Source organism: Vulcaniibacterium tengchongense (assembly GCF_003814555.1).
GTDB classification, from domain to species: domain Bacteria; phylum Pseudomonadota; class Gammaproteobacteria; order Xanthomonadales; family Xanthomonadaceae; genus Vulcaniibacterium; species Vulcaniibacterium tengchongense.
In genome coordinates this window covers 276,210-297,361 of sequence record NZ_RKQN01000004.1, presented here as the reverse complement: position 1 = coordinate 297,361, position 21,152 = coordinate 276,210, and the positions used below count along the sequence as shown (strand labels likewise).

Annotated in this window: 18 protein-coding genes and 1 pseudogene; 13 read left to right on the top strand and 6 right to left on the bottom strand. The window is 72.3% G+C overall.

Annotated features, from left to right (window positions below):
- Window positions 1–208 precede the first annotated feature (208 nt).
- Window positions 209–865, bottom strand: a complete 657-nt coding sequence (locus tag EDC50_RS14395) for a DUF4097 family beta strand repeat-containing protein (protein ID WP_123771170.1) — start codon at window positions 863–865, stop codon at window positions 209–211.
- Between the two features lie 231 nt (window positions 866–1,096).
- Between EDC50_RS14395 and gpmI the strand changes: the two genes are divergently transcribed.
- The 3 genes and pseudogenes from gpmI to EDC50_RS14380 all read left to right on the top strand — a co-directional run.
- Window positions 1,097–2,629 (top strand): 2,3-bisphosphoglycerate-independent phosphoglycerate mutase, encoded by a 1,533-nt coding sequence (gpmI, locus tag EDC50_RS14390; RefSeq protein ID WP_199742150.1) that lies wholly within the window; start codon window positions 1,097–1,099, stop codon window positions 2,627–2,629.
- Entirely contained in the window at window positions 2,629–3,846 is a 1,218-nt protein-coding gene (locus EDC50_RS14385; RefSeq protein ID WP_123771168.1) for a murein hydrolase activator EnvC family protein, read from the top strand. Before gpmI ends, EDC50_RS14385 begins: the two co-directional genes overlap by 1 nt.
- A gap of 320 nt (window positions 3,847–4,166) precedes the next feature.
- Window positions 4,167–5,612 (top strand): annotated as a pseudogene (locus tag EDC50_RS14380) (S41 family peptidase); the annotation flags it as partial.
- 133 nt (window positions 5,613–5,745) lie between these two features.
- On the opposite strand, the gene EDC50_RS14375 reads toward EDC50_RS14380, so the two are convergent.
- Window positions 5,746–6,066 (bottom strand): DUF1820 family protein, encoded by a 321-nt coding sequence (locus tag EDC50_RS14375; RefSeq protein WP_123771166.1) that lies wholly within the window; start codon window positions 6,064–6,066, stop codon window positions 5,746–5,748.
- An 86-nt stretch (window positions 6,067–6,152) separates the two neighbouring features.
- Complete coding sequence (locus EDC50_RS14370; protein WP_123771165.1) at window positions 6,153–6,845, bottom strand: rhomboid family intramembrane serine protease; 693 nt, start codon at window positions 6,843–6,845, stop codon at window positions 6,153–6,155.
- 231 nt (window positions 6,846–7,076) lie between these two features.
- On the opposite strand from EDC50_RS14370, the gene EDC50_RS14365 reads away from it, so the two are divergent.
- The gene (locus EDC50_RS14365; RefSeq protein ID WP_123771164.1) at window positions 7,077–8,426 is read left to right on the top strand and encodes an OmpP1/FadL family transporter; all 1,350 of its coding nucleotides are present in this window, start codon (window positions 7,077–7,079) and stop codon (window positions 8,424–8,426) included.
- Window positions 8,427–8,544: 118 nt separating this feature from the next.
- Here the strand turns inward: EDC50_RS14365 and putA are convergent, their stop codons facing one another.
- Window positions 8,545–11,778: a bifunctional proline dehydrogenase/L-glutamate gamma-semialdehyde dehydrogenase PutA gene (putA, locus tag EDC50_RS14360; protein ID WP_123771163.1), complete on the bottom strand. Its 3,234-nt coding sequence runs from the start codon at window positions 11,776–11,778 to the stop codon at window positions 8,545–8,547.
- 368 nt (window positions 11,779–12,146) lie between these two features.
- On the opposite strand from putA, the gene coxB reads away from it, so the two are divergent.
- The 5 genes from coxB (at window position 12,147) to EDC50_RS14340 (ending at window position 16,539) form a co-directional block, all read left to right on the top strand.
- Window positions 12,147–13,079: a cytochrome c oxidase subunit II gene (gene coxB / locus EDC50_RS14355; protein ID WP_123771162.1), complete on the top strand. Its 933-nt coding sequence runs from the start codon at window positions 12,147–12,149 to the stop codon at window positions 13,077–13,079.
- A 30-nt stretch (window positions 13,080–13,109) separates the two neighbouring features.
- Window positions 13,110–14,723, top strand: a complete 1,614-nt coding sequence (ctaD, locus tag EDC50_RS14350) for a cytochrome c oxidase subunit I (RefSeq protein ID WP_123771161.1) — start codon at window positions 13,110–13,112, stop codon at window positions 14,721–14,723.
- A 154-nt stretch (window positions 14,724–14,877) separates the two neighbouring features.
- A complete protein-coding gene (locus EDC50_RS16810) occupies window positions 14,878–15,009 on the top strand; it encodes a hypothetical protein (protein ID WP_280530764.1) in 132 nt (43 codons plus the stop codon).
- Entirely contained in the window at window positions 15,006–15,617 is a 612-nt protein-coding gene (locus EDC50_RS14345; protein WP_123771160.1) for a cytochrome c oxidase assembly protein, read from the top strand. Before EDC50_RS16810 ends, EDC50_RS14345 begins: the two co-directional genes overlap by 4 nt.
- Before the next feature lie 43 nt (window positions 15,618–15,660).
- Window positions 15,661–16,539 (top strand): cytochrome c oxidase subunit 3, encoded by an 879-nt coding sequence (locus EDC50_RS14340; protein WP_123771159.1) that lies wholly within the window; start codon window positions 15,661–15,663, stop codon window positions 16,537–16,539.
- A gap of 106 nt (window positions 16,540–16,645) precedes the next feature.
- On the opposite strand, the gene EDC50_RS14335 is transcribed toward EDC50_RS14340, so the two are convergent.
- Window positions 16,646–16,870, bottom strand: coding sequence for a twin transmembrane helix small protein (locus tag EDC50_RS14335; RefSeq protein ID WP_123771158.1), 225 nt, complete (start codon window positions 16,868–16,870; stop codon window positions 16,646–16,648).
- 63 nt (window positions 16,871–16,933) lie between these two features.
- Between EDC50_RS14335 and EDC50_RS14330 the strand changes: the two genes are divergently transcribed.
- Genes EDC50_RS14330 through cyoE form a run of 4 tightly spaced genes read left to right on the top strand, consistent with a single transcriptional unit; the run spans window position 16,934 to window position 20,360 of the window.
- Window positions 16,934–17,653: an SURF1 family protein gene (locus EDC50_RS14330; RefSeq protein WP_123771157.1), complete on the top strand. Its 720-nt coding sequence runs from the start codon at window positions 16,934–16,936 to the stop codon at window positions 17,651–17,653.
- A 13-nt stretch (window positions 17,654–17,666) separates the two neighbouring features.
- Window positions 17,667–18,248 (top strand): hypothetical protein, encoded by a 582-nt coding sequence (locus tag EDC50_RS14325; RefSeq protein WP_123771156.1) that lies wholly within the window; start codon window positions 17,667–17,669, stop codon window positions 18,246–18,248.
- 37 nt (window positions 18,249–18,285) lie between these two features.
- Window positions 18,286–19,425, top strand: coding sequence for a COX15/CtaA family protein (locus EDC50_RS14320; protein WP_123771155.1), 1,140 nt, complete (start codon window positions 18,286–18,288; stop codon window positions 19,423–19,425).
- A gap of 8 nt (window positions 19,426–19,433) precedes the next feature.
- Window positions 19,434–20,360: a heme o synthase gene (gene cyoE, locus EDC50_RS14315; protein WP_242003058.1), complete on the top strand. Its 927-nt coding sequence runs from the start codon at window positions 19,434–19,436 to the stop codon at window positions 20,358–20,360.
- Between the two features lie 153 nt (window positions 20,361–20,513).
- Here the strand turns inward: cyoE and EDC50_RS14310 are convergent, their stop codons facing one another.
- Window positions 20,514–21,059: a hypothetical protein gene (locus EDC50_RS14310; RefSeq protein ID WP_123771153.1), complete on the bottom strand. Its 546-nt coding sequence runs from the start codon at window positions 21,057–21,059 to the stop codon at window positions 20,514–20,516.
- Window positions 21,060–21,152 lie beyond the last annotated feature (93 nt).

The following is a 21,152-nucleotide window of genomic DNA, read 5'->3' as shown; positions in this document are numbered from 1 at the left end:
GGTGGAGCGCCCTTCGGCGGCCAGGACCCGCTCTCGCCGGAATCACGGACCAGCCGAGCCGACCGGAGAGGCCGGGCGCGCCGACGCCCGCGGCACGCACGCGCGGCTTACCATCGCCATGCCTGCCGCGCCGGGTGCGCCTGCGCCTGCCCTGCGCGAACGCATGCCGCCGGTGCCGGCCGGCGGCGTGCGCGGCATCGACGCCGCCTTACTGCGCCGGCGGCGTCGCGCCGCTGTAGCGGATCGCGGTGGCGCCGCTGATCGCGCCGGTGCGGGCGCTGTCGTGCACGTACAGCACGACCTTGCGCTCGAACACCAGCGGCCCCTCGACCACCGCGTTCGGGCCGATGATCACCTTCGGATCGCGCTGCTTGGTCGAGAACCACGGCTTGTTCGGCTTGTGGTAGCGGATGCCGCCCTTCACGTGCGAGCCGACCCCGACCGTGGTGTCGCCGTTGACCGTCTCCAGGCCGCCGTCCACGTCGGTGTCGACCAGGCCGATGGCGCCGTTGACGGTCTCGATGTCGCCGCGCACCTGGCCGCCGCGGTCGACGAACACGCCGCCGTTCACGGTCTCGATGCCGCCGGCCAGACGCACGTTGCGGCCGATGCGCACGCCGCCGTTGACCGTGGACAGCTCGCCGGCCTGGACGTCGTCGCCGACCTCGATGCTGCCGTTGACGGTCTCGGCGTCGCCGACCCGGGCACGCGCGTCGATGCGGATGCCGCCGTTGACGGTCTGCAGGTCGCCGGCCTGCTGGCCGGCATCGATGGAGATGCTGCCGTTGACCTTGTCGATGTCCTGCGCGAACGCGCCCGGCGCGGTGGCGAGCAGGAGGGAGAGGGCGAGAGCGGTGAGGCGCATGGTTGGGTTTCCCGTTGGCGGTGTCGAACGTTCGATGCGGGCGGTGCCCGCCGAGTTTAAGCGCGGATTCACCGGCCGGCGGCGGCCGGGGGCCGGCCCCGCGCGCGGCCGCGCGGCGCGCGAACGGGCGCCGCGCCGCTTCGCTAGAATCCAGGCCCAGGCGGCCGCATTCGCCTGCCCCAAGTCACCCCCACCTCCTGCCTACCGGACACCGCCGTGCCAGCTCCGAACGTGCGCCCCAAACCCGTGGTCCTGCTGATCCTCGACGGTTGGGGGCATCGCGAAGACCCGGCCGACAACGCCCTCGCGCAGGCCCGCCTGCCGCACTGGCGCGCCCTGCTGGCGCAGTGCCCGCATACCCTGATCCACACCGAGGGCCGCCACGTCGGCCTGCCGGACGGGCAGATGGGCAATTCCGAGGTCGGCCACATGAATCTCGGCGCCGGCCGCATCGTCTACCAGGACCTGACCCGGATCGACGCGGCGATCGAGGACGGCAGCTTCTTCGGCAACGCCGAGCTGGGCGCGGCCTGCGCCGCGGTCGCGCGCAACGGCGGCACCCTGCACGTGATGGGGCTGCTCTCGCCGGGCGGCGTGCACAGCCACGAGGCGCATCTCTTCGCGATGCTGGAACTGGCCTCGAAGGCCGGCGTCGGCAAGGTCGCGGTGCATGCCTTCCTCGATGGCCGCGACACCCCGCCGCGCTCGGCCGAGACGAGCCTGCGCAAGCTGCAGGACGTCTGCAGCAAGCTCGGCAACGCGCGCATCGCGACCGTCGGCGGCCGCTACTACGCGATGGACCGCGACAAGCGCTGGGAACGCGTGCGCCGTGCCTGGGACGCGATCGTGGAAGCGCGCAGCGGGCAGGTCGCCGCCGGGGCGGTCGAGGCGCTGCTGCAGGCCTACGAGCGCGGCGAGAACGACGAGTTCGTCGCGCCGACCGTGCTCGCCGGGCACACGCCGATGGCGGACGGCGACGCGGTGGTGTTCATGAACTTCCGCGCCGACCGCGCGCGCCAGCTGACCGCGGCGTTCGTCGCCCCGGACTTCGCCGGCTTCGAGGCGCGCCGTCCGGCGCTGTCGCGCTTCGTCTGCCTGACCGAGTACGACGCCAAGCTGCCGGCGCCGGTGGCGTTCGGCCCGGACGACCTGCGCAACACCCTGGGCGAGGTGCTGGCGGCCAACGGCCTGACCCAGCTGCGCATCGCCGAGACCGAGAAGTACGCGCACGTCACCTTCTTCTTCAGCGGCGGCCGCGAGGAGCCGTACCCGGGCGAGACCCGCATCCTGGTGCCGAGCCCGAAGGTCGCCACCTACGACCTGCAGCCGGAGATGAGCTGCCCCGAGGTGACCGAGAAGCTGGTGGCGGCGATCCGCTCCGGCGAGTTCGACGTCGCGGTGTGCAACATCGCCAACCCGGACATGGTCGGCCACACCGGCATCATCGAGGCGGCGGTGCGGGCCGCCGAGGCCGTCGACACCGCGATCGGCGCGATCGCCCAGGCGGTGCGCGAGACCGGCGGCGCGCTGCTGGTCACCGCCGACCACGGCAACCTCGAGATGATGCGCGACCCGGAGACCGGCCAGCCGCACACCGCGCACACCGTCGGCCCGGTGCCGCTGGTCTACTGCGGCCCGCGCCCGGCCGCGCTGCGCGCCGGCGGCGCGCTGCGCGACGTGGCGCCGACCATGCTCGACCTGCTCGGGCTGCCCAAGCCGGCGGAAATGAGCGGCTCCAGCCTGCTGGTCGCGCCGGAGAACTGATGCGCCGCGCGCTCGCGCTGCCGATCGCGACCGTCCTGGTCGTGCTGTCGTTCGGGCCGCCGTCGCCGGCGGCGGCGCAGAACAGCCGCGAGGCCGAGCGCAAGCTGGAGAAGATCCGCAGCGAGCTGAAGGCGGTCGCGTCCGAGCGGCGCAAGCTGGAAAGCCAGCGCGGCAGCGCGGCGAAGGAGCTGCGCGAGGCCGACGAGCAGGTCGGCGCGACCGGCCGGCGCCTGCGCGAACTGGAGACCCGGCTGGCCCGGGAGCAGGCGGCGCTGGGCGAACTGCAGCGCCAGCGCAGCGCGCTGCAGGACGCGCTCGCGGGGCAGCGCCGCGCGCTGGCGGAGCTGCTGCGCGCCGCCGACCGGCAGGGCCAGGACGCGCCGTTGAAGCTGCTGCTGGCGCAGGACAGCGTCGCCGACGCCGGCCGCACCCTGGCCTACTACGGCTACCTGCAGCGCGACCGTGCGCGCCGCATCGCCGCGATGAACGCGCAGCTGCGCGAGCTCGAGGAGGTCGAGCAGGCGATCGCGCGGCGCCGCCGCGAGCTCGACGACACCCGCGCGCGCCAGCGCGAACAGCTGGCGCAGCTCGAGCGCGAGCGCCGCGAGCGCGCGGCGCTGGTCGCGCAGCTGGAACAGCGCTACCGCGACCGCGCCAGCCGCGAGCGCCAGCTCGGCCGCGACGCCAAGGGCCTGGAGCAACTGCTGAAGAAGCTGCGCGCCGCCGCCGCGCGCGCCGAGGCGCAGCGCCGCGCCGCGGCCGAACGCGCCGCGCGCGAGCAGGCGCGCGGCGCGCCCAAGCGCAAGCCGGCGCAGGTCGCCAGCGCGCCGGCGCCGCAGGTCGGCGGGCTCGGCTGGCCGGTCTCGGGCGCGCTGCTGGCCGGCTACGGCGCGACCATGCCCGACGGCCGCAGCAGCGACGGCCTGCTGATCGCCGCGGCCGCCGGAGCGCCGGTCAAGGCGGTCGCCGACGGCACCGTGGTCTACGCCGAATGGATGACCGGCTACGGCCTGCTCGCGATCGTCGACCACGGCAACGGCTACATGAGCCTGTACGCGCACAACGACGCGCTGCTCAAGGACGTCGGCGCGACGGTCAAGCGCGGCGACACCCTGGCCACGGTCGGCAATTCCGGCGGCCAGGGCCGCCCCGCGCTGTACTTCGAGCTGCGCCGCAACGGCGCGCCGGTGAATCCGGCGACCTGGCTGCGGCGTTGAGTGCCGCTGCGCCCGGCAAGGCCACGCGTTCGGCGCCGCCTCGCGCGGGTTGCGTCTGCGAGGGCGTGGCGAGCGGGGGAGCGCCGAGCGCAGGGCGGCGGCGACGCACGCGGCACCCGGCGCGAATCCGGCCCGCTCCTGCCGTTGGCGTGGCCGGGCCGCGGGCGAACTCGACCGTGTCGCAATCGCTGCGTGTTTCGCGGCCGTTCACCGCACGGCCGCCGCGTTAACCGAACGCTACCGCGGCCGGCGCCGAACATGCCCATAATCGGCGCATGCGCCGGCGCGCGCCGGCTGCCTTTCGCCACGGAGTTCTCCCCATGTCCCTGCGTCGCCTGTTGCCGCTCGCCCTGGTCCTGCTCGCTGCGTCCGCGCCGGCGCAGGAGGCGGAGCCGGACGTCGCGCCGATCGAGGCGCCGGACAGCGAGGCCGATTCCAAGGTGCCGCTGGGCGAGATCCGCCGCTACGTCGCGGTCTACAACGCGGTCAAGCAGGCCTATGTCGAGCCGATCGACGACCGCAAGCTGATGCACTCGGCGATCCGCGGCCTGCTGTTCGACCTGGACCCGCACAGCGTGTACCTGGACCGCGACGACGCCGCCAGCTTCGAGGAGCAATCGCGCGGCGCCTACGACGGCGTCGGCGTGGAGTTGCTGCGCCAGCCCGACGGCAGCCTGCGGGTGATCGCGCCGATCGACGACACCCCGGCCGCGCGCGCCGGCATCAGGTCCGGCGACGTGATCACCGCGATCGACGGCAAGCCGTTCAAGCCCGACGAGGGCGACAGCTCCGGTCCGCTGCGCGGGCCGCCGGGCAGCAAGGTGGTCCTGACCATCGTCCGCGAAGGCCGCGACAAGCCGTTCGACGTGACCCTGACGCGCGAGACGATCCGCGTGGCCAGCGTGCGCAGCCGCATGCTCGAGCCGGGCTACGGCTACGTGCGCGTGAGCGCGTTCCAGGCCGACACCGCGGCCGACTTCGCGGCGCAGGTGGACCGGCTCGAGGCGCAGGCCGGCGGCAGGCTGCGCGGGCTGGTGATCGACCTGCGCAGCAACCCGGGCGGGCTGCTGACCGCGGCGGTGCAGATCGCGGACGACCTGCTCGAGTCGGGCAGGATCGTCAGCACCCGCGGCCGCATCGCGATCAGCGACGCCGAGTTCTCCGCCACCCCGGGCGACCGCCTGGCCGGCGCGCCGGTGGTGGTGCTGGTCGACGCCGGTTCGGCCAGCGCCTCGGAAGTGCTGGCCGGCGCGCTGCGCGACAACGGCCGCGCCCGCATCGTCGGCAGCCGCACCTTCGGCAAGGGCTCGGTGCAGACGGTGCTGCCGCTGGACAACGGCGATTCGGTCAAGCTGACCACCGCGCGCTATTACACCCCCAGCGGCAAGTCGATCCAGGCCTTGGGCATCACCCCCGACGTGGTCCTGCATGCGGAGAAGAGCGACGAGCGCATCCGCAACTACAGCGAGGCCAGCCTGCCGGGACACCTGCGCGGCGACGGCGAGACCGAAGGCAGCGGCGCCGGCGAGGTGCTGGACGGCGACGCGCCGATCGCGGCGGCGCTGGGCGAGCTGAAGAAGCAGGTCGCCGCCGCGGCGGCGCCGGCGAAGCGCGGCTGAGCGTCCTTTCTTCCCGCGCAAGAGGGTGCCCGCCGAACCCGGACGCAGGCAGGCGGCCCCTCGCCGGTACGCGCGGGCGCTCGCCCCGCCGGCGCTGGCGCGGGCCCCACGCAGGTTCCCCGCGTACGCTCCCCGCCTGGCGACCGAACCGCGCGGGGCGCGGGCGCTCGGCGCATCGCGGCGCGAAGCCGGCCGCGGCAGGGCGGCACGCGGGCACGCGCCGCCGCCGCGCAAGACGCGAGGCGGGGATGCTCGCGCGACGCCGTGGAACGGCGCCGGGTCAGCGCGGCTTGGCGGGCAACGGGAACGGGGTCACCACCTTCTCGCCGGTGGCGGCGTCGCGGATCACCGACTGGCCTTTGCGCTCGACCTCCTCGACCCGGACGATGCTCTGCATCGGCAGGTGCAGGGTGCGGGTGTTGCCGAACTCGTCGCGCAGGCGTTCCTCGGTGGGGTCGATCACCACGCCGTCGTGCAGGTCGAACACCAGCTCGCCCACTTCGACGAAGCCCCACAGCGCGCCGCTGGCGACGTGGCGGGCGTACAACTCGTAGACCTTGCCGGTGTTGAGGAAGGTGACTTTGTAGAGCGTCTTGGCCATGGCAGCCGGATCGGGAATCGGGAAGGGACTCGTCGGAGCGAAAGCCGCCGTTCTGCCGGGAACGATGGGGGCGGCGCCGCGGTTCCTCAATAGCCGCGCCGGCGGCGCAGGCGCCGGGCGATGCCGGCGCGGGCGATCAGCGCGAACGCGCCGCCGAAGGCGAACCCGGCCAGGTGCGCCGACCAGGCCACCGCGCCGAACGCCGGGCCGATGAAGGTGAACACCAGTTGCAGCAGCGCCCAGACGCCGATCAGCAACGGCGCCGGCACCTTCACGAACTGCAGGAACAGGCCCAGCGGCACCACCACGCCCAGCTTGGCGCCCGGGAACAGCGCCAGGTAGGCGCCGATCAGCGCCGAGACCGCGCCGCTGGCGCCGATGATCAGCCGGTCCGGCGTGCCGATCGCGATCGCCGCGGCCAGGTTCGCCACCGCGCCGCCCAGCAGGAACAGGCCGAGCAGCCGCCACGGCCCCATCGCCCGCTCGGCCGGGAGGCCGAAGATCAGCAGGAACACCAGGTTGCCCAGCAGGTGCGCCCAGTCGGCGTGCAGGAACAGCGCGCTGAACAACCGCAGCATGCTGCCGTCGCGCAGTTGCCGCAGCCAGTCGTGCGGCTCGGTCAACCCGCCCGACAGCGCGCCCCAGTCCAAGGCCAGGCGCCGCTGCTCGGTCTCGGGCAGCAGTTCCATCGCGATGAAGCACAGCCACAGCGCCGCGAACAGCAGGGGGGTGGCCCAGCGCGGCCGCGGCCGCTCGCGCGAGGGGATGGCGACGAACATCGGCGTCAGCGTGGGCGGGGCCGGGCGGCGCCGGCAGGAGGGCGGGGAAAGCGCATGCGGGCGGTGGCGTCCTGTGCCGGAGGTCTTGTTAGCACCGGGTTAACGGCCGCGCTATAGTGCATACGGCGTCGTACGTCGGGAGGGGTTTCCGGCGCGCACTGGCGTCCGGGCGGCCGGGCCCCAGGCAAGACGGCCGCGGAAGACGAAAATACTCCAACGGAGATACTACGCATGCAACGAGTTTCCCGCTTCACCCGCCTGTCGGCCCTGACCCTGGGCATCGCCGGCGCGCTTTCGCTCGGCCAGGCCCACGCCTCGGGCTTCCAGATCAAGGAAAACAGCGTCAAGGCCCAGGGCCGCTCCTACGCCGGTTCGGCCGCGGTCGCGGGCGACGCCTCGGTGGTGTCCAACAACCCGGCGCTGATGACCCGGTTCGAAGGCACCACGGTCCAGGCCGACGTCACCGCGATCGACCTGGGCTTCAAGTTCGAGGGTTCGGGCACCGACGCGCTGGGCCAGCCGCTCAGCGGCGGCACCGGCGGCGACGCGGGCGACCTGATCCCGGTGCCGGCGCTGTCGGTCGTGCACAAGCTCGACAACGGCCTGGCGCTGGGCGCGATGGTCAGCGCGCCGTTCGGCCTGAAGACCGAATACGAAGGCCCGTGGGCCGGCCGCTACTGGGCCGACACCTCGGACCTGAAGACCGTCGACCTGACCTTGTCGATGGCATACGAAGTCGTGCCGGACCGCTTCTCGTTCGGCCTGGGCGTGATCTACGAGCGCGCCGACGTGACCCTGTCGCGCTACGTCGACTTCGGCACCCTGCTGTTCGCCAATCCGGCGACCCGCCCGCTGCCGTTCGCGCGGCCGCAGGCCGCCGACGGCCATGCCGAGGTGGAGGGCGACAGCACCGGCTGGGGCTGGCTGGTCGGCTTCAACCTGCGCCCGACCGACAAGCTGTCGATCGGCTTCTCGCATCGCTCGGAGATCGACCACGAGATCGAGGGCGACGTCACCTGGACGGTGCCGGCGAACGTCCGCGCCGTGCTCAACGCCAACCCGACCACGGCCCCGCTGTTCGTGAACGGCGCCGCGGGTGCCGACCTGACCACGCCGTCGGTCACCACCCTGAGCGTGGCGTACCAGTTCACCGACCGCTTCGCGATGATGGCCGACTGGTCGCGCACCGACTGGACGTCGCTGCGCGAGGTCAACATCGACTTCGCCAATCCGGACCCGAACTCGATCGAAGAGTTCGACTGGAAGGAGACCAACTTCTCCTCGATCGGCGCCGAGTACAAGCTCAACGAGGCCTGGACCCTGCGCGGCGGCTACGCCTACGACGAAACCCCGACCCACATCGCCACCCGCACCCCGCGCCTGCCCGACGAGGACCGGCAGTGGCTGTCGGTCGGCGCGAGCTGGCAGGCCACGCCGAACCTCGAGCTGAACTTCGCCTACACCTACCTCAAGGCGGATACGCCGCAGGTCAACCTCGCCGATGCCCAGGGCCATCGCCTGGTCGGCGAGTACGACGCGTCGATCAACCTGTACGGCGTCTCCGCGCAGTACAAGTTCTGATCGCCGCCCGCGGCGCAACGAGAAAGCCCCGCCCGCGCGGGGCTTTCTTTTTTCCGCCCGCTCTCGCGGGCGGAGGGATGCGGCAGGCGAGGGCGGGCCGACCGTCGGCCGGCCCGCCTCAGTCGCCCAGCGTCAGCAGCGAGGCGTTGCCGCCGGCCGCGGTGGTGTTGACGGTGATCGTCTTCTCGGTGGCGAAGCGCGGCAGGTAGTGCGGGCCGCCGGCCTTGGGGCCGGTGCCGGACAGGTTCTGGCCGCCGAACGGCTGCACGCCGACGACCGCGCCGATCTGGTTGCGGTTGACGTAGCAGTTGCCGACCTTGATCCGCGCGGCGATCTTCTCGATCGTGGCGTCGATGCGCGAGTGGATGCCGAGGGTGAGGCCGTAGCCGGTGGCGTTGATCGCCTCGATCACCTCGTCCAGCCGGTCCGCCTTCCAGCGGATCACGTGCAGCACCGGGCCGAAGACCTCCTTGTGCAGCTGCTCCAGCGACCGGATCTCGTAGGCCCGCGGGGCGAAGAAGCTGCCGTGCGCGGCCGCCCCGCCGAGCGCGACCTCGGCGATCTTGCGCGCCTCGCGGTCCATGCGCGCGGCGTGCTCCTGCAGCATCTTCAGCGCGTCGTCGTCGATCACCGGGCCGACGTCGGTGGACAGCAGGCCCGGGTCGCCGACCGCGAGCTCGGCCATCGCGCCGGCGAGCATGCCGATCACCTTGTCGGCGATGTCCTCCTGCACGAACAGCACGCGCGCGGCCGAGCAGCGCTGGCCGGCCGAGGTGAAGGCCGAGGCGATCGCGTCCTTGACCAGCTGCTCGGGCAGCGCCGAGGAATCGGCGATCAGCGCGTTCTGCCCGCCGGTCTCGGCGATCAGCACCGCGATCGGGGCGTTGTCGCGCGCGGCCAGCGCGCGGTTGATCGCGCGCGCGGTGTCGGTGGAGCCGGTGAAGGCCACGCCCGCCACGCGCGGGTCGCGGGTCAGCGCCGCGCCGACGGTGGCGCCGTCGCCCGGCAGGAACTGCAGCACCGCCTCGGGCACGCCGGCCTCGTGCAGCAGCTTGACCGCGTAATAACCGATCAGGTTGGTCTGCTCGGCCGGCTTGGCGATCACGCTGTTGCCGGCCGCCAGCGCCGCCGAGACCTGGCCCAGGAAGATCGCCAGCGGGAAGTTCCACGGCGAGATGCAGACGAACACGCCGCGGCCGGACAGCTGCAGCGTGTTGCTCTCGCCGGTCGGGCCCGGCAGCGGCTCGGGCGCGAACAGCTTGCGCGCCTGGCCGGCGTAATAGCGCAGGAAGTCGACCGCCTCGCGCACTTCGGCGACGCCGTCGGGGATGGTCTTGCCGGCTTCCTTCGCGCACAGCGCGAGGTACTGCGGCATGCGCTGCTCGAGCAGGTCGGCGGCGTGCTCCAGGATCGCCGCGCGGCTCGCGGCCGGGGTCAGGTTCCAGGCGTCGTGCGCGGCGACCGCGTTCCTCAGCGCCAGCTCCACGGTGGCCGCGTCGGCCGCCTGCCATTGGCCGACGGTCTCGCGCCGGTCGGCCGGGTTGGTCACGGCGATCGCCGGTCCGGCGACCTGCGCGCCCGGCACCAGCGGCGCGGCGCGCCAGTCGCCGCGCACCGCGGCGTTGACCTGCTCGGCGAGCGAGCGCAGTTGATCGTCGTTGGCGAGGTTGATGCCCATGGAGTTGGTCCTGTCGAGGCCGAAGCTGCGGTACAGGTCGACCGGCAGCGGAATGCGCGGATGCGGGATGGATTCGAACGCCGACACGGTCTCGACCGGGTCGCGGACGAGGTCGTCGATGGCGATCGACTCGTCGGTGATGCGGTTGACGAAGCTGGAGTTGGCGCCGTTCTCGAGCAGGCGCCGCACCAGGTACGGCAGCAGGTCCTCGTGGCTGCCGACCGGCGCGTACACCCGGCAGGGCACGTTCAGGCGCTCGGCGGGGATCACCTCGGCGTAGAGGTCGTCGCCCATGCCGTGCAGCTTCTGGAACTCGAAATGCCGCTCCCGGCCCAGCGCCTTGGCGCGATGCCAGATCGCGGCGATGGTGTGGGCGTTGTGGGTGGCGAACATCGGGTAGATCGCGTCGGCCGCCTCGAGCATGCGCCGCGCGTTGGCCAGGTACGACACGTCGGTGTTCGGCTTGCGGGTGAACACCGGGTAGCCCGGCTGGCCGTCGACCTGGGCGCGCTTGATCTCGCTGTCCCAGTACGCGCCCTTGACCAGGCGCACCGGGATGCGGCGGCGGTGGCGGCGGGCGAGGTCGGCGACGAAGGCGATCGCTTCCGGCGCGCGCTTCTGGTAGGCCTGGACCGCCAGGCCGTAGCCTTCCCAGCCCTCCAGCGAGGCGTCGGCGTAGGCGGCGGCGATCACGTCCAGCGACAGCTCCAGCCGGTCGGCCTCCTCGGCGTCGACGGTGAAGCCGATGCCGTAGGACTTCGCCAGCTGCGCCAGCTCGAGCACGCGCGGGGTCAGCTCGGCCAGCACGCGGGCGCGCTTGGCGTGCTCGTAGCGCGGATGCAGCGCCGACAGCTTGACCGAGATCGACGGCGCGGCGAACACGTCAGGCTGGCCGCGGTCGCCGGAAGATCGGACGCTCTTGCCGATCGCGTGGATCGCCAGGCGATAGGCCTGCAGGTAGCGCTCGGCGTCGCGCGCGGTCAGCGCGGCCTCGCCGAGCATGTCGAACGAATAGCGGTAGGCGGCGTTGGCGCCCTTGCGCGAGCGCGCCAGCGCCTCCTCGATGGTGCGGCCCATCACGAATTGGTGGCCCATGATCTTCATCGCCTGGCGCACCGCCAGGCGGATCACCGGCTCGCCGACCCGGCCGAGCAGGCGCTTGAACGCGCCGTGCACGTCGCGCTTGGTCTCGTCCGCCAGGTCGACCAGGTGGCCGGTCAGCATCAGGCCCCAGGTGGAGGCGTTGACCAGGATCGAGTCGGACTGGCCGAGGTGGCGCTTCCAGTCGGCCTCGCCGAGCTTGTCGCGGATCAGCTTGTCGGCGGTGTCCTCGTCGGGGATGCGCAGCAGCGCCTCGGCCACGCACATCAGCAGCACGCCCTCCTCGCTGCCGAGGTCGTACTGGCGCATGAAGGCCTCGATCGCGCCTTGGTTCTCGGCGCGGGCGCGGACCCGCTGCACCAGGTCGGCGGCGGTGGCCTGGACCGCGGCGCGCTCGGCCGCGGGCAGGCGCGCCTGGTCGAGCAGGTGGCGGACGTGGGCGGCTTCGTCGCGCACCCAGCCGGCGGTGATCGCGGCGCGCGGGCCGCCGGGCGGCGGCGGGAGTTCGGGGTCGATCAGGCGACGCGGCGGCGGGCCGTCGCTGGCGACGGCGGGGGAAGCGGAACTGGTCATGGGGCCCGAAAGGCTGCCTGGGAAAGCCGCCTAGTTTAGAGGTTCGAACCGGCGCCGGCCGCGCGGGTGCCGGCGAGGCGCGCATCGGCGCGCCGCCGCACGCATGCGGCGCGGCGAAAGCGCCGATCGCGCAAAGCGGCGCCGCGCGCGGGTTGCCGCGGGTCGGGGGCGCCAGTACCATTTCGCGGTTATCCAGCGCTCACGGGCGGCGACGCCCGGCGTGATGGGCCCCCCACACCGGGTGCCAGGGGCTCGCCAGCCACCGCTTCCCGCACGGTCCCCGCGCGCTGCGCGGCCGGTGCCGGGGAGGGCAGCCCGCGGAGCACGATGCAACCTTCGTTTCCAGAGATTTTCGGGGCTCGAACAAGATGAAAGCCGGTCGTTTCAAGCAGTGGGCAGCGGGCATCGCCGCGGCGGCGGTGCCGGTCCTCGCGTTCGCGCAGGCGGCCGATCCCAAGCCGTGGCAGCTGAACATGGGCCAGGGCGTCACCGTGCAGTCGGCCAACGCCTACGGCGCCCACATGTTCGCCCTGTGGGTCTGCGTGGGCATCGGCCTGCTGGTGTTCGCGGCGATGGGCTATGCGATGTTCAAGTTCCGCAAGTCCAAGGGCGCGGTGCCGGACAAGGATTTCACCCACAGCACCCGCCTGGAGATCATCTGGACCGTGGTGCCGGTGGTGCTGCTGGTGCTGATGGCGTTCCCGGCCACCAGCAAGCTGATCCAGATGTACGACACCCGCAACGCCGAGATGACGGTCAAGGTCACCGGCTTCCAGTGGATGTGGAAGTACGAGTACCTGGGCGAGAACGTCGGCTTCACCAGCCGCCTGGACCGCAAGAGCGAGGCGCTGCGCCAGAGCGGCAAGGTGGTCAGCGGGCAGGACCACGAGCACTACCTGCTCGACGTCGACAACGTGCTGGTGCTGCCGACCGACACCAAGATCCGCTTCGTGATCACCGCCGACGACGTGATCCACGCCTGGTGGGTGCCGGCGCTGGGCTGGAAGCAGGACGCGATCCCCGGGCTGGTCAACGAGGCCTGGACCGAGATCAAGCGGCCGGGCGTGTACCGCGGCCAGTGCGCCGAGCTGTGCGGCAAGGACCACGGCTTCATGCCGATCGTGGTCAAGGCCGTGCCGAAGGCCGAGTTCGCCCAGTGGCTGGCGGCGCAGAAGGCCAGGAACGCGCCGAACCCGGCGCCCGCGCCGGCGCAGCCCGCCGCCCCCGCCGAAGCCGCGCCGGCCGAAGGCGCCGCTTCGAACACCGCCGAAGCCCCGACCGCCGTCGCGGTCGCCGGCTGATCGTCCCGCATTACCCGAGGTAACAGGCACATGGCCGTCACCCACGTTGATCACCACCACGACGAGCACGCCCACAAGCAGGGCTTCGTCGAGCGTTGGTTCTTCTCGACCAACCACAAGGACATCGGCACGCTCTATCTGGGCTTCAGCTTCCTGATGTTCATCGTCGGCGCGGCGATGAGCGTGGTGATCCGCGCCGAGCTGGCGACGCCGGGCCTGCAGCTGGTCGAGCCGATGTTCTTCAACCAGATGACCACCATGCACGCGCTGGTGATGATCTTCGGCGGCGTGATGCCGGCCTTCGTCGGCCTGGCCAACTGGATGATCCCGCTGCAGATCGGCGCGCCGGACATGGCGCTGCCGCGCATGAACAACTGGTCGTTCTGGATCCTGCCGTTCGCCTTCACCCTGCTGTTGCTGACCCTGTTCCTGCCGGGCGGCGGCCCCGCCGGCGGCTGGACCCTGTACCCGCCGCTGTCGCTGCAGGGCGGCGCCAACGTGGCGTTCTCGATCTTCGCGATCCACATGATGGGCATCAGCTCGATCATGGGCGCGATCAACGTCATCGCCACCATCCTCAACATGCGCGCGCCGGGCGTGGACCTGCTGAAGATGCCGATCTTCTGCTGGACCTGGCTGATCACCGCGTTCCTGCTGATCGCGGTGATGCCGGTGCTGGCCGGCGCGGTGACCATGCTGCTGACCGACAAGTTCTTCGCCACCAGCTTCTTCAACGCGGCCGGCGGCGGCGACCCGGTGATGTACCAGCACATCTTCTGGTTCTTCGGCCACCCCGAGGTCTACATCATGATCCTGCCGGCCTTCGGCGTGGTGTCGGAGATCATCCCGACCTTCAGCCGCAAGCCGCTGTTCGGCTACCAGGCGATGGTGTACGCGACCGCCTCGATCGCGTTCCTGTCGTTCATCGTCTGGGCGCACCACATGTTCACGGTCGGCATGCCGCTGGGCGGCGAGATCTACTTCATGTTCGCGACCATGCTGATCGCGGTGCCGACCGGGGTGAAGGTGTTCAACTGGGTCACCACGATGTGGCGCGGTTCGCTCACCTTCGAGGCGCCGATGCTGTGGGCGATCGCGTTCGTGATCCTGTTCACGATCGGCGGCTTCTCCGGCCTGATGCTGGCGATCGTGCCGGCCGACTTCCAGTACCACGACACCTACTTCGTGGTGGCGCACTTCCACTACGTGCTGGTGACCGGCGCGCTGTTCGCGCTGATCGCGGCGGTGTACTACTGGTGGCCGAAGTGGACCGGCCGCATGTACAACGAGAAGCTGGCCAAGCTCCACTTCTGGTGGACGATGGTCTTCGTCAACCTGCTGTTCTTCCCGCAGCACTTCCTGGGCCTGGCCGGCATGCCGCGCCGCATCCCGGACTACAACGTGGTGTTCGCGGACTGGAACCTGGTCAGCTCGATCGGCGCGTTCGGCATGTTCGTCACGCCGTTCCTGATGGCCTTCATCCTGTGGCGCTCGCTGAAGGCCGGCGCGCCGGCCGAAGCGCGGGTCTGGGAAGGCGCGAAGGGCCTGGAGTGGACCGTGCCGAGCCCGGCGCCGCACCACACCTTCGCCACGCCGCCGGTCATCCGCGACGGCGACCTGGCGCACGGCGACGTCGCGCATTAGGTTGCGATCGACGAGACAAGAGCAGGAGAGTCTTCCGGCTTCGGACCGCTCGGGACCGCTGCCACAGCCGCCGCCCCCTGCGCGGGGCGACGGCCGCCCCCTTGACCCGAGGGGGCTCCAAGAAGCGACGCCGACCACGAAGCGGAGCACGACCATGAGCCAGCGACCCGACAACGCCGAGATCGCCGCCCGCCGCAAGGCGGCGCGCCGCACCGCGCTGTGGATCGCCGGCGTGGCGGTGTTGATCTACGTCATGTTCATCCTCAGCGGGGTGGTCGGCCGATGAATGCGCCCGAGCCACGGCCCCCGCAGCAGCCGGCCGGCGCACGCCGCGGCGCCGGGCTGGGCAAGCTGGTGCTGGTGTCGGTGGGCGCGTTCGCGCTGACCTTCAGCCTGGTGCCGCTGTACCGCATCGCCTGCGAGAAGGTGTTCGGCATCCGCCTGGAGCGGGGCGCCGCGCCGTCGGGCGAGGCGCAGGCCGCCGCGCCGGCGGCCAAGCGGGTGGTCACGGTGCAGTTCGACGGCGGGGTCAACTCCAAGCTGCCCTGGGAGTTCTGGCCCAACCGCACCAGCATGCAGGTGGTGCCGGGCGAGCCGTACGAGACCACCTACCACGCCCGCAACATCGCCGACCGCCCGATCGTCGGCAGCGCGGTGCCCTCGGTGGCGCCGGCGCGCGCGTCCGGCTACTTCAGCAAGACCGAGTGCTTCTGCTTCACCGCCCAGACCCTGCAGGCGGGCGAGACCCGCGACATGCCGGTGCGCTTCATCGTCGACCCGAACCTGCCGGCCGACGTGACCACCGTGACCCTGTCGTATACCTTCTTCAAGAACGACGCCCTCACCGCCCGCGCCGCCCAGGCCGCGCCCGGCTCGCCGCCGGCGGCGCCGTGAGGCCCACCCCTTCCAGGTAATCGCAGCACAACGGAACGCCGCCATGGCCCAAGCGCATACGCAAGACGCCAACATCTACTACGTGCCGCACAGCAGCCGCTGGCCGTTCCTCGGTTCGATCGCGCTGTTCACGACCATGATCGGCCTCGCCAGCTGGTTCAACGAGGCCGGCTGGGGCAAGCCGGTGTTCTTCTTCGGCATCGCGCTGATGGTCGGCGTGCTGTTCGGCTGGTTCGGCGACGTGGTGCGCGAGTCGGTGCGCGGCCTGTACAACCGCCAGGTCGACGTGTCGTTCCGGATGGGGATGATCTGGTTCATCTTCTCCGAGGTGATGTTCTTCGGCGCGTTCTTCGGCGCGCTGTTCTACGCCCGCCAGTACGCGCTGCCGTGGCTGGGCGGCGAGGGCGACGGCGTGCTCACCAACAGCCTGCTGTGGCCCGGCTACAGCGCGTCCTGGCCGAGCAACGGCCCCGGCGCGATCGGCGGCACCTACCAGACCATTCCCGCCTGGGGCCTGCCGCTGCTGAACACCCTGATCCTGCTGACCTCGGGCGTGACGATCACCGTCGCCCACCACGCGCTCAAGGCCGGCCAGCGCGGCAAGCTGCTGCTGTTCCTCGGCCTGACCGTGCTGCTGGGCTGCGTGTTCCTCGGGTTCCAGGCCGAGGAGTACATCCACGCCTACACCGAGCTCAACCTCACCCTGGGTTCGGGCATCTACGGCTCCACCTTCTTCATGCTGACCGGCTTCCACGGCGCGCACGTCACCCTGGGCACGATCATGCTCGCGGTGATCTGGTTCCGCTGCCTCAAGGGCCACTTCAGCAAGGACAACCACTTCGCGTTCGAGGCGGTGGCCTGGTACTGGCACTTCGTCGACGTGGTCTGGCTGGGCCTGTTCCTGTTCGTCTACGTGCTGTAAGGCCGGAACGACGCGGCGCCGGCGCACGCCGGCGCCCGGAAGCGGAAAAGCGACGGCATGCCGTCGCTCTTTTGCTTTTGCGGGATGCGATCCGCGCGGGCGTGCGTCAGGGATTGCGGCCGACGCCGTGGAACTCGATCCAGCCCATGTAGTTGGCGAGCACCACCAGCAGGATCAACGCGACCGAGAAGGCGATGCGGCGGGTCAGCGCGTTCACCGTGCGCTTGCTCTCGCCCTTGTCGACCAGCATGTAGTACAGGCCGGCGCCCAGGTTCCAGAGAATGACGATCAGGAAGGCGATGATCAGCAGGGTTTTCAGCGAATCGTTCACGGCGGCCTCCGATCGGCGCCTGGGGCGAAACAGCGATTATCGCAGGCGGGAGCGCGGCGCGTCGTGAGCCGCGCGCGCACCCTCGCGGTCGGCTGGCTGCTGGCGCTGGCGGCATTCGCCGCGTTCGCCTCCCTGGGCCTGTGGCAGGCGCGGCGCGGGCAGCAGAAGCAGGCGATGCTCGACGCCGCGGCGCAGACGCTGCGCGAGCGCCGCGCGCGGCCGCTCGCCGCCGCCGCCGAGCCGCGGCGCGCGCGCGCCTACGACTGGGCCGAAGGCGCGGGCGAATTCGACCCGCGCGGCGCGCTGCTGCTGGACAACCAGCAGCGCGACGGCCGCGCCGGGGTGCAGGTCTACCGGCTGTTCCGGCCGGACGCCGGCGCGCCGCTGCTGGTCGACCTGGGCTGGCTGCCGCTGGACGGCGCGCGCCGCCTGCCGGCGGTGCCGCGGCCGGCCGGACCGCAGCGCCTGCGCGGGCTCCTGGCGCCGCCGCCGTCCACCGGGCTCGCGCTCGGCCCGGCGCTCGCGCGCGAAGGCGAGGCCTGGCTGATGACGCGCGTGGACATGGCGGCGATCGCGCAGGCGACGGGCCTCGAACGCATGCCGGCGCCGCGGGTGCTGCGCCTGGACCCGGGCCTGCCGCTGGGCTACGCGCGCGACCTGCGCCTGCTCGCCAACACCCTGCCGCCGGAACGGCACCGCGGCTACGCCGTGCAGTGGTTCGCGCTGGCGCTGACCGTGCTGGTCGTCGCGCTGGTGCTGAGCCTGCGCCGGCGGCGCGCCTGACGAGGACGACCCGATGAGCGACGACGCCACCCGCCTGCGCAACCGCAACCGCCTGCTGCTGATCGGCCTGTTCGCGCTGTTCTTCGGCAGCATGGCGCTGGCCGGCCTGCTGCGCTTCTCCGGCTGGCGGCCGGCCGGCATGAAGAACCACGGCGAACTGCTGGAGCCGCCCGGCGACCTGCGCCAGGTCACCCCGCAACTCGCCGACGGCGGCGATTACCGCTGGGAGCCGGCGGCGCGGCGCTGGCGCATCGCGGTGATGCCGCCGGCGGACTGCGGCGCCGCCTGCGCGGAACTGGCCCGCGAGCTCGACGTGGTCTGGCAGCTGTTCGGCAAGGACGCGGACGACGTGCACGTGCTGTGGATCTGCGGCGAGCCCGGTTGCCTGCCCCCGGCCGGCGCGCCGCGCCCCGGCAGCCTGCGCGTGCTGCGCCCGAGCGCGGCGCTGCGGGCCGGGCTGCCGCGCGCGGACGACCCGCGCGGCGTCCCGGCCTACGTGATCGATCCCTACGGCTTCGTCATACTGCGCTACCCTCCCGGCTTCGATCCGGCCGGCCTGCGCGCCGACGTGGCCAGGCTGCTGAAAGTGAAATGACCGCGCCCGCCGAACGCCGTCCGGAGAGCCGAACCGCATGACCCGAGCCGTTGCCTACCGACACTTCCACCGCATCGCCTGGCTGGCGGTGGCGCTTGCGCTCGGCGTGATCGTGTTCGGCGCGTTCGTGCGCCTGTCCAACGCCGGCCTGAGCTGCCCGGACTGGCCGACCTGCTACGGCCGCGCGACCTGGCCGACCGCCGCGCACCAGGTCGGCGACCACGCCGCCGTCGCGATCCGCCCGGTCGAGGTGCACAAGGCCTGGCGCGAGCAGTTCCATCGCATGATCGCCGGCCTGCTCGGCGTGCTGGTGCTGGCCCTGGCGCTGCTGGCCGCGCGCCGGCGCCGCTTCGGCATCGCCCGGATCCTCGCCGCGGCCGCGCTGGTGGCCGCGGCGATCCCGCTGTACATGCACGGCGAGCACGTCGCGGCCTCGGCGCTGGCGGTGCTCGGCGAGGCGATCCTGCTGTTCGCCGCGCTGCGCTGGAGCAACCTCGACCTGGCCCGGGTGGCGGCCCTGACCCTGGCGGTGATCGTGTTCCAGGCGCTGCTGGGCATGTGGACGGTGACCTGGCTGCTCAAGCCGATCGTGGTGATGGGCCATCTGCTCGGCGGCCTGCTGACGTTCTCGCTGCTGCTGTGGATGGCCTGGCGCGCGACCGACATCCCGATCCGCCTGGCGGAAGCGGCGGCGGTGCGGCGCGGCGTGATCGTCGCGCTGGTCCTGCTGGCGGTGCAGATCGCGCTCGGCGGCTGGGTCAGCGCCAACTACGCCGCGCTCGCCTGCGGCAACGACTTCCCGACCTGCGTCGGCCGCTGGTGGCCGCCGCACGACTTCCGCGAAGGCTTCGTGCTCTGGCGCGGCATCGGCGTCGACTACGAGGGCGGCATCCTCGACGGCGAGGCGCGCATCGCGATCCAGCTCGCGCACCGGATGATGGCGGTGGCGGTGTTCGTCTCCCTGCTGTGGCTGGCGGCGAAGCTGCTGCGCACGCCGGGCATGCGCGGCTGGGCCACGCTGCTGGGCGCGCTGGCGCTGGCCCAGGTCGGCCTCGGCATCGCCAACGTCAAGCTCGGCCTGCCGCTGGCGGTGGCGGTGCTGCACAACGCCGGCGCGGTGCTGCTGCTGTTCGTGCTGGTGTCGCTGCTGGCGCGGCTGCGTCCGCCGGAGCCGTGAGCGCCGCCATGTCCGCCGTCCGCCAGTACTGGGACCTGACCAAGCCGCGCGTGGTGGCGCTGATCGTGTTCACCGCGCTGGTCGGCATGTGCCTGGCGGTCGACGGCCTGCCCGACGCCGAACAGGCGCGGCGCGGCGCGCTCGGCCTGCTCGGCATCTGGCTGGCGGCCTCGAGCGCGGCGGCGATCAACCAGCTGCTGGACTCGCGCATCGACGCGAAGATGGCGCGCACCGCGTGGCGGCCGATCGTGTCCGGCCGGGTCACGCCGCTGCAGGCGCTGGTGTTCGCGCTGGTGCTGGCGGCGCTGTCGATGGCGGTGCTGTGGTTCGGCGTGAACGGAATCACCGCGGCGCTGACCTTCGCCTCGCTGATCGGCTACGCGGTGGTCTACACCGCCTTCCTCAAGCGCGCCACGCCGCAGAACATCGTGATCGGCGGCATCGCCGGCGCGGCGCCGCCGCTGCTGGGCTGGGCCGCGGTCACCGGCATGCGCGGCGAGTGGGACTGGGCGCACGCGCTGCTGCTGGTGCTGATCGTCTTCGTCTGGACGCCGCCGCACTTCTGGGCGCTGGCGATCTTCCGCCGCGCCGACTACGCGCGCGCGATGGTGCCGATGCTGCCGGTCACCCACGGCGTGGAGTACACGCGCTGGCAGATCCTGCTGTACACGGTGCTGCTGACGGCGGTCACCGTGCTGCCGCGGCTGGTGGAGATGAGCGGCGACTTCTACCTGATCGGCGCGCTGGTGCTGGACGCCGGCTTCCTGTGGTACGCGTGGAAGCTGCTGGACCCGCCGGACGAGTTCTTCGCGATGCGGGTGTTCAACTACTCGATCGTCTACCTGATGGCGCTGTTCGGCTTCCTGCTGCTCGACCACTGGCTGCTGCCGGTGCTCGGCCCGGCGCCGTTGCTGCCGTTGCGCGCGGTCGGCTGAGCGGGATCGCCGCGGACGACGGCCCGGGCGCAGTTCGCCGGCGCGATGCCCGGCGAGCGCTGCGGCCGGGCCCGCGGGCGCACGGCGCGCCGCGGCTCCGCCGGCCCCCCCCCCACCGCCGCTGCCCACGACGCCGGGATAGGCCGGGCCGCGCTAGTTCGCCGCGACCGCCGCGGCGGCGCCGCCGATCAGCACCTTGGCCGGCGGCAGGCGCGCCGGGTCGAGCTGCGCCGCGACCGTGGCGTCGCCCGGGTAGCGGGCGCCGTCGAATTCCAGCGCGACCACGCCGGCGGCGTCGTCGCCGCCCACGGTGACCAGCAGGTCGCCCCAGCCACCGTGGGCGTAGCCGCTCAGCGAGATCGGCGCCCGCGCGGACGCGGTTTCGCCGACCAGCCGGAACGCCTGCCCCTCGCCGCGGAACACCAGCAGGGTGCAGCCGTCGCGGGTGCACCAGTTCGGGTCGTCGAGCAGCAGCACCAGGTCGTCGCTGCCGTCGCGGTCGAGATCGGCGAAGGCGTCGCGGTAGCGCGGCGTTTCGGCGATCTGGCGCGCTTCGAGGAACGCCGCCAGCGCCGCCTGCGCCCGCACCTGCGGATCGGGCGGCGGCGGCACCACGGCTCGCGGGGTGTCGTCCGCGCGCGGCGGCTGGCAGCCGGCGCACAGCAGCAAGAGGCACAGACCGACGGCACGCACACGCATGGCCCTTCTCCTTGGCGACGGACGCGTCCGCCTAAGAGAACGCGTGCGGCGTGGAGATCAGGTCAAGGCGCGGCCGCGACCGCCAGCGGGGCC

Excerpts from the sequence above, each read along its gene's own strand:
- EDC50_RS14395 (WP_123771170.1), bottom strand. The coding sequence starts at position 865 with ATGCGCCTCACCGCTCTCGCCCTCTCCCTCCTGCTCGCCACCGCGCCG.
- EDC50_RS14385 (WP_123771168.1), top strand. The coding sequence starts at position 2,629 with ATGCGCCGCGCGCTCGCGCTGCCGATCGCGACCGTCCTGGTCGTGCTG.
- EDC50_RS14375 (WP_123771166.1), bottom strand. The coding sequence starts at position 6,066 with ATGGCCAAGACGCTCTACAAAGTCACCTTCCTCAACACCGGCAAGGTC.
- EDC50_RS14370 (WP_123771165.1), bottom strand. The coding sequence starts at position 6,845 with ATGTTCGTCGCCATCCCCTCGCGCGAGCGGCCGCGGCCGCGCTGGGCC.
- EDC50_RS14365 (WP_123771164.1), top strand. The coding sequence starts at position 7,077 with ATGCAACGAGTTTCCCGCTTCACCCGCCTGTCGGCCCTGACCCTGGGC.
- putA (WP_123771163.1), bottom strand. The coding sequence starts at position 11,778 with ATGACCAGTTCCGCTTCCCCCGCCGTCGCCAGCGACGGCCCGCCGCCG.
- coxB (WP_123771162.1), top strand. The coding sequence starts at position 12,147 with ATGAAAGCCGGTCGTTTCAAGCAGTGGGCAGCGGGCATCGCCGCGGCG.
- ctaD (WP_123771161.1), top strand. The coding sequence starts at position 13,110 with ATGGCCGTCACCCACGTTGATCACCACCACGACGAGCACGCCCACAAG.
- EDC50_RS16810 (WP_280530764.1), top strand. The coding sequence starts at position 14,878 with ATGAGCCAGCGACCCGACAACGCCGAGATCGCCGCCCGCCGCAAGGCG.
- EDC50_RS14345 (WP_123771160.1), top strand. The coding sequence starts at position 15,006 with ATGAATGCGCCCGAGCCACGGCCCCCGCAGCAGCCGGCCGGCGCACGC.
- EDC50_RS14340 (WP_123771159.1), top strand. The coding sequence starts at position 15,661 with ATGGCCCAAGCGCATACGCAAGACGCCAACATCTACTACGTGCCGCAC.
- EDC50_RS14325 (WP_123771156.1), top strand. The coding sequence starts at position 17,667 with ATGAGCGACGACGCCACCCGCCTGCGCAACCGCAACCGCCTGCTGCTG.
- EDC50_RS14320 (WP_123771155.1), top strand. The coding sequence starts at position 18,286 with ATGACCCGAGCCGTTGCCTACCGACACTTCCACCGCATCGCCTGGCTG.
- cyoE (WP_242003058.1), top strand. The coding sequence starts at position 19,434 with ATGTCCGCCGTCCGCCAGTACTGGGACCTGACCAAGCCGCGCGTGGTG.
- EDC50_RS14310 (WP_123771153.1), bottom strand. The coding sequence starts at position 21,059 with ATGCGTGTGCGTGCCGTCGGTCTGTGCCTCTTGCTGCTGTGCGCCGGC.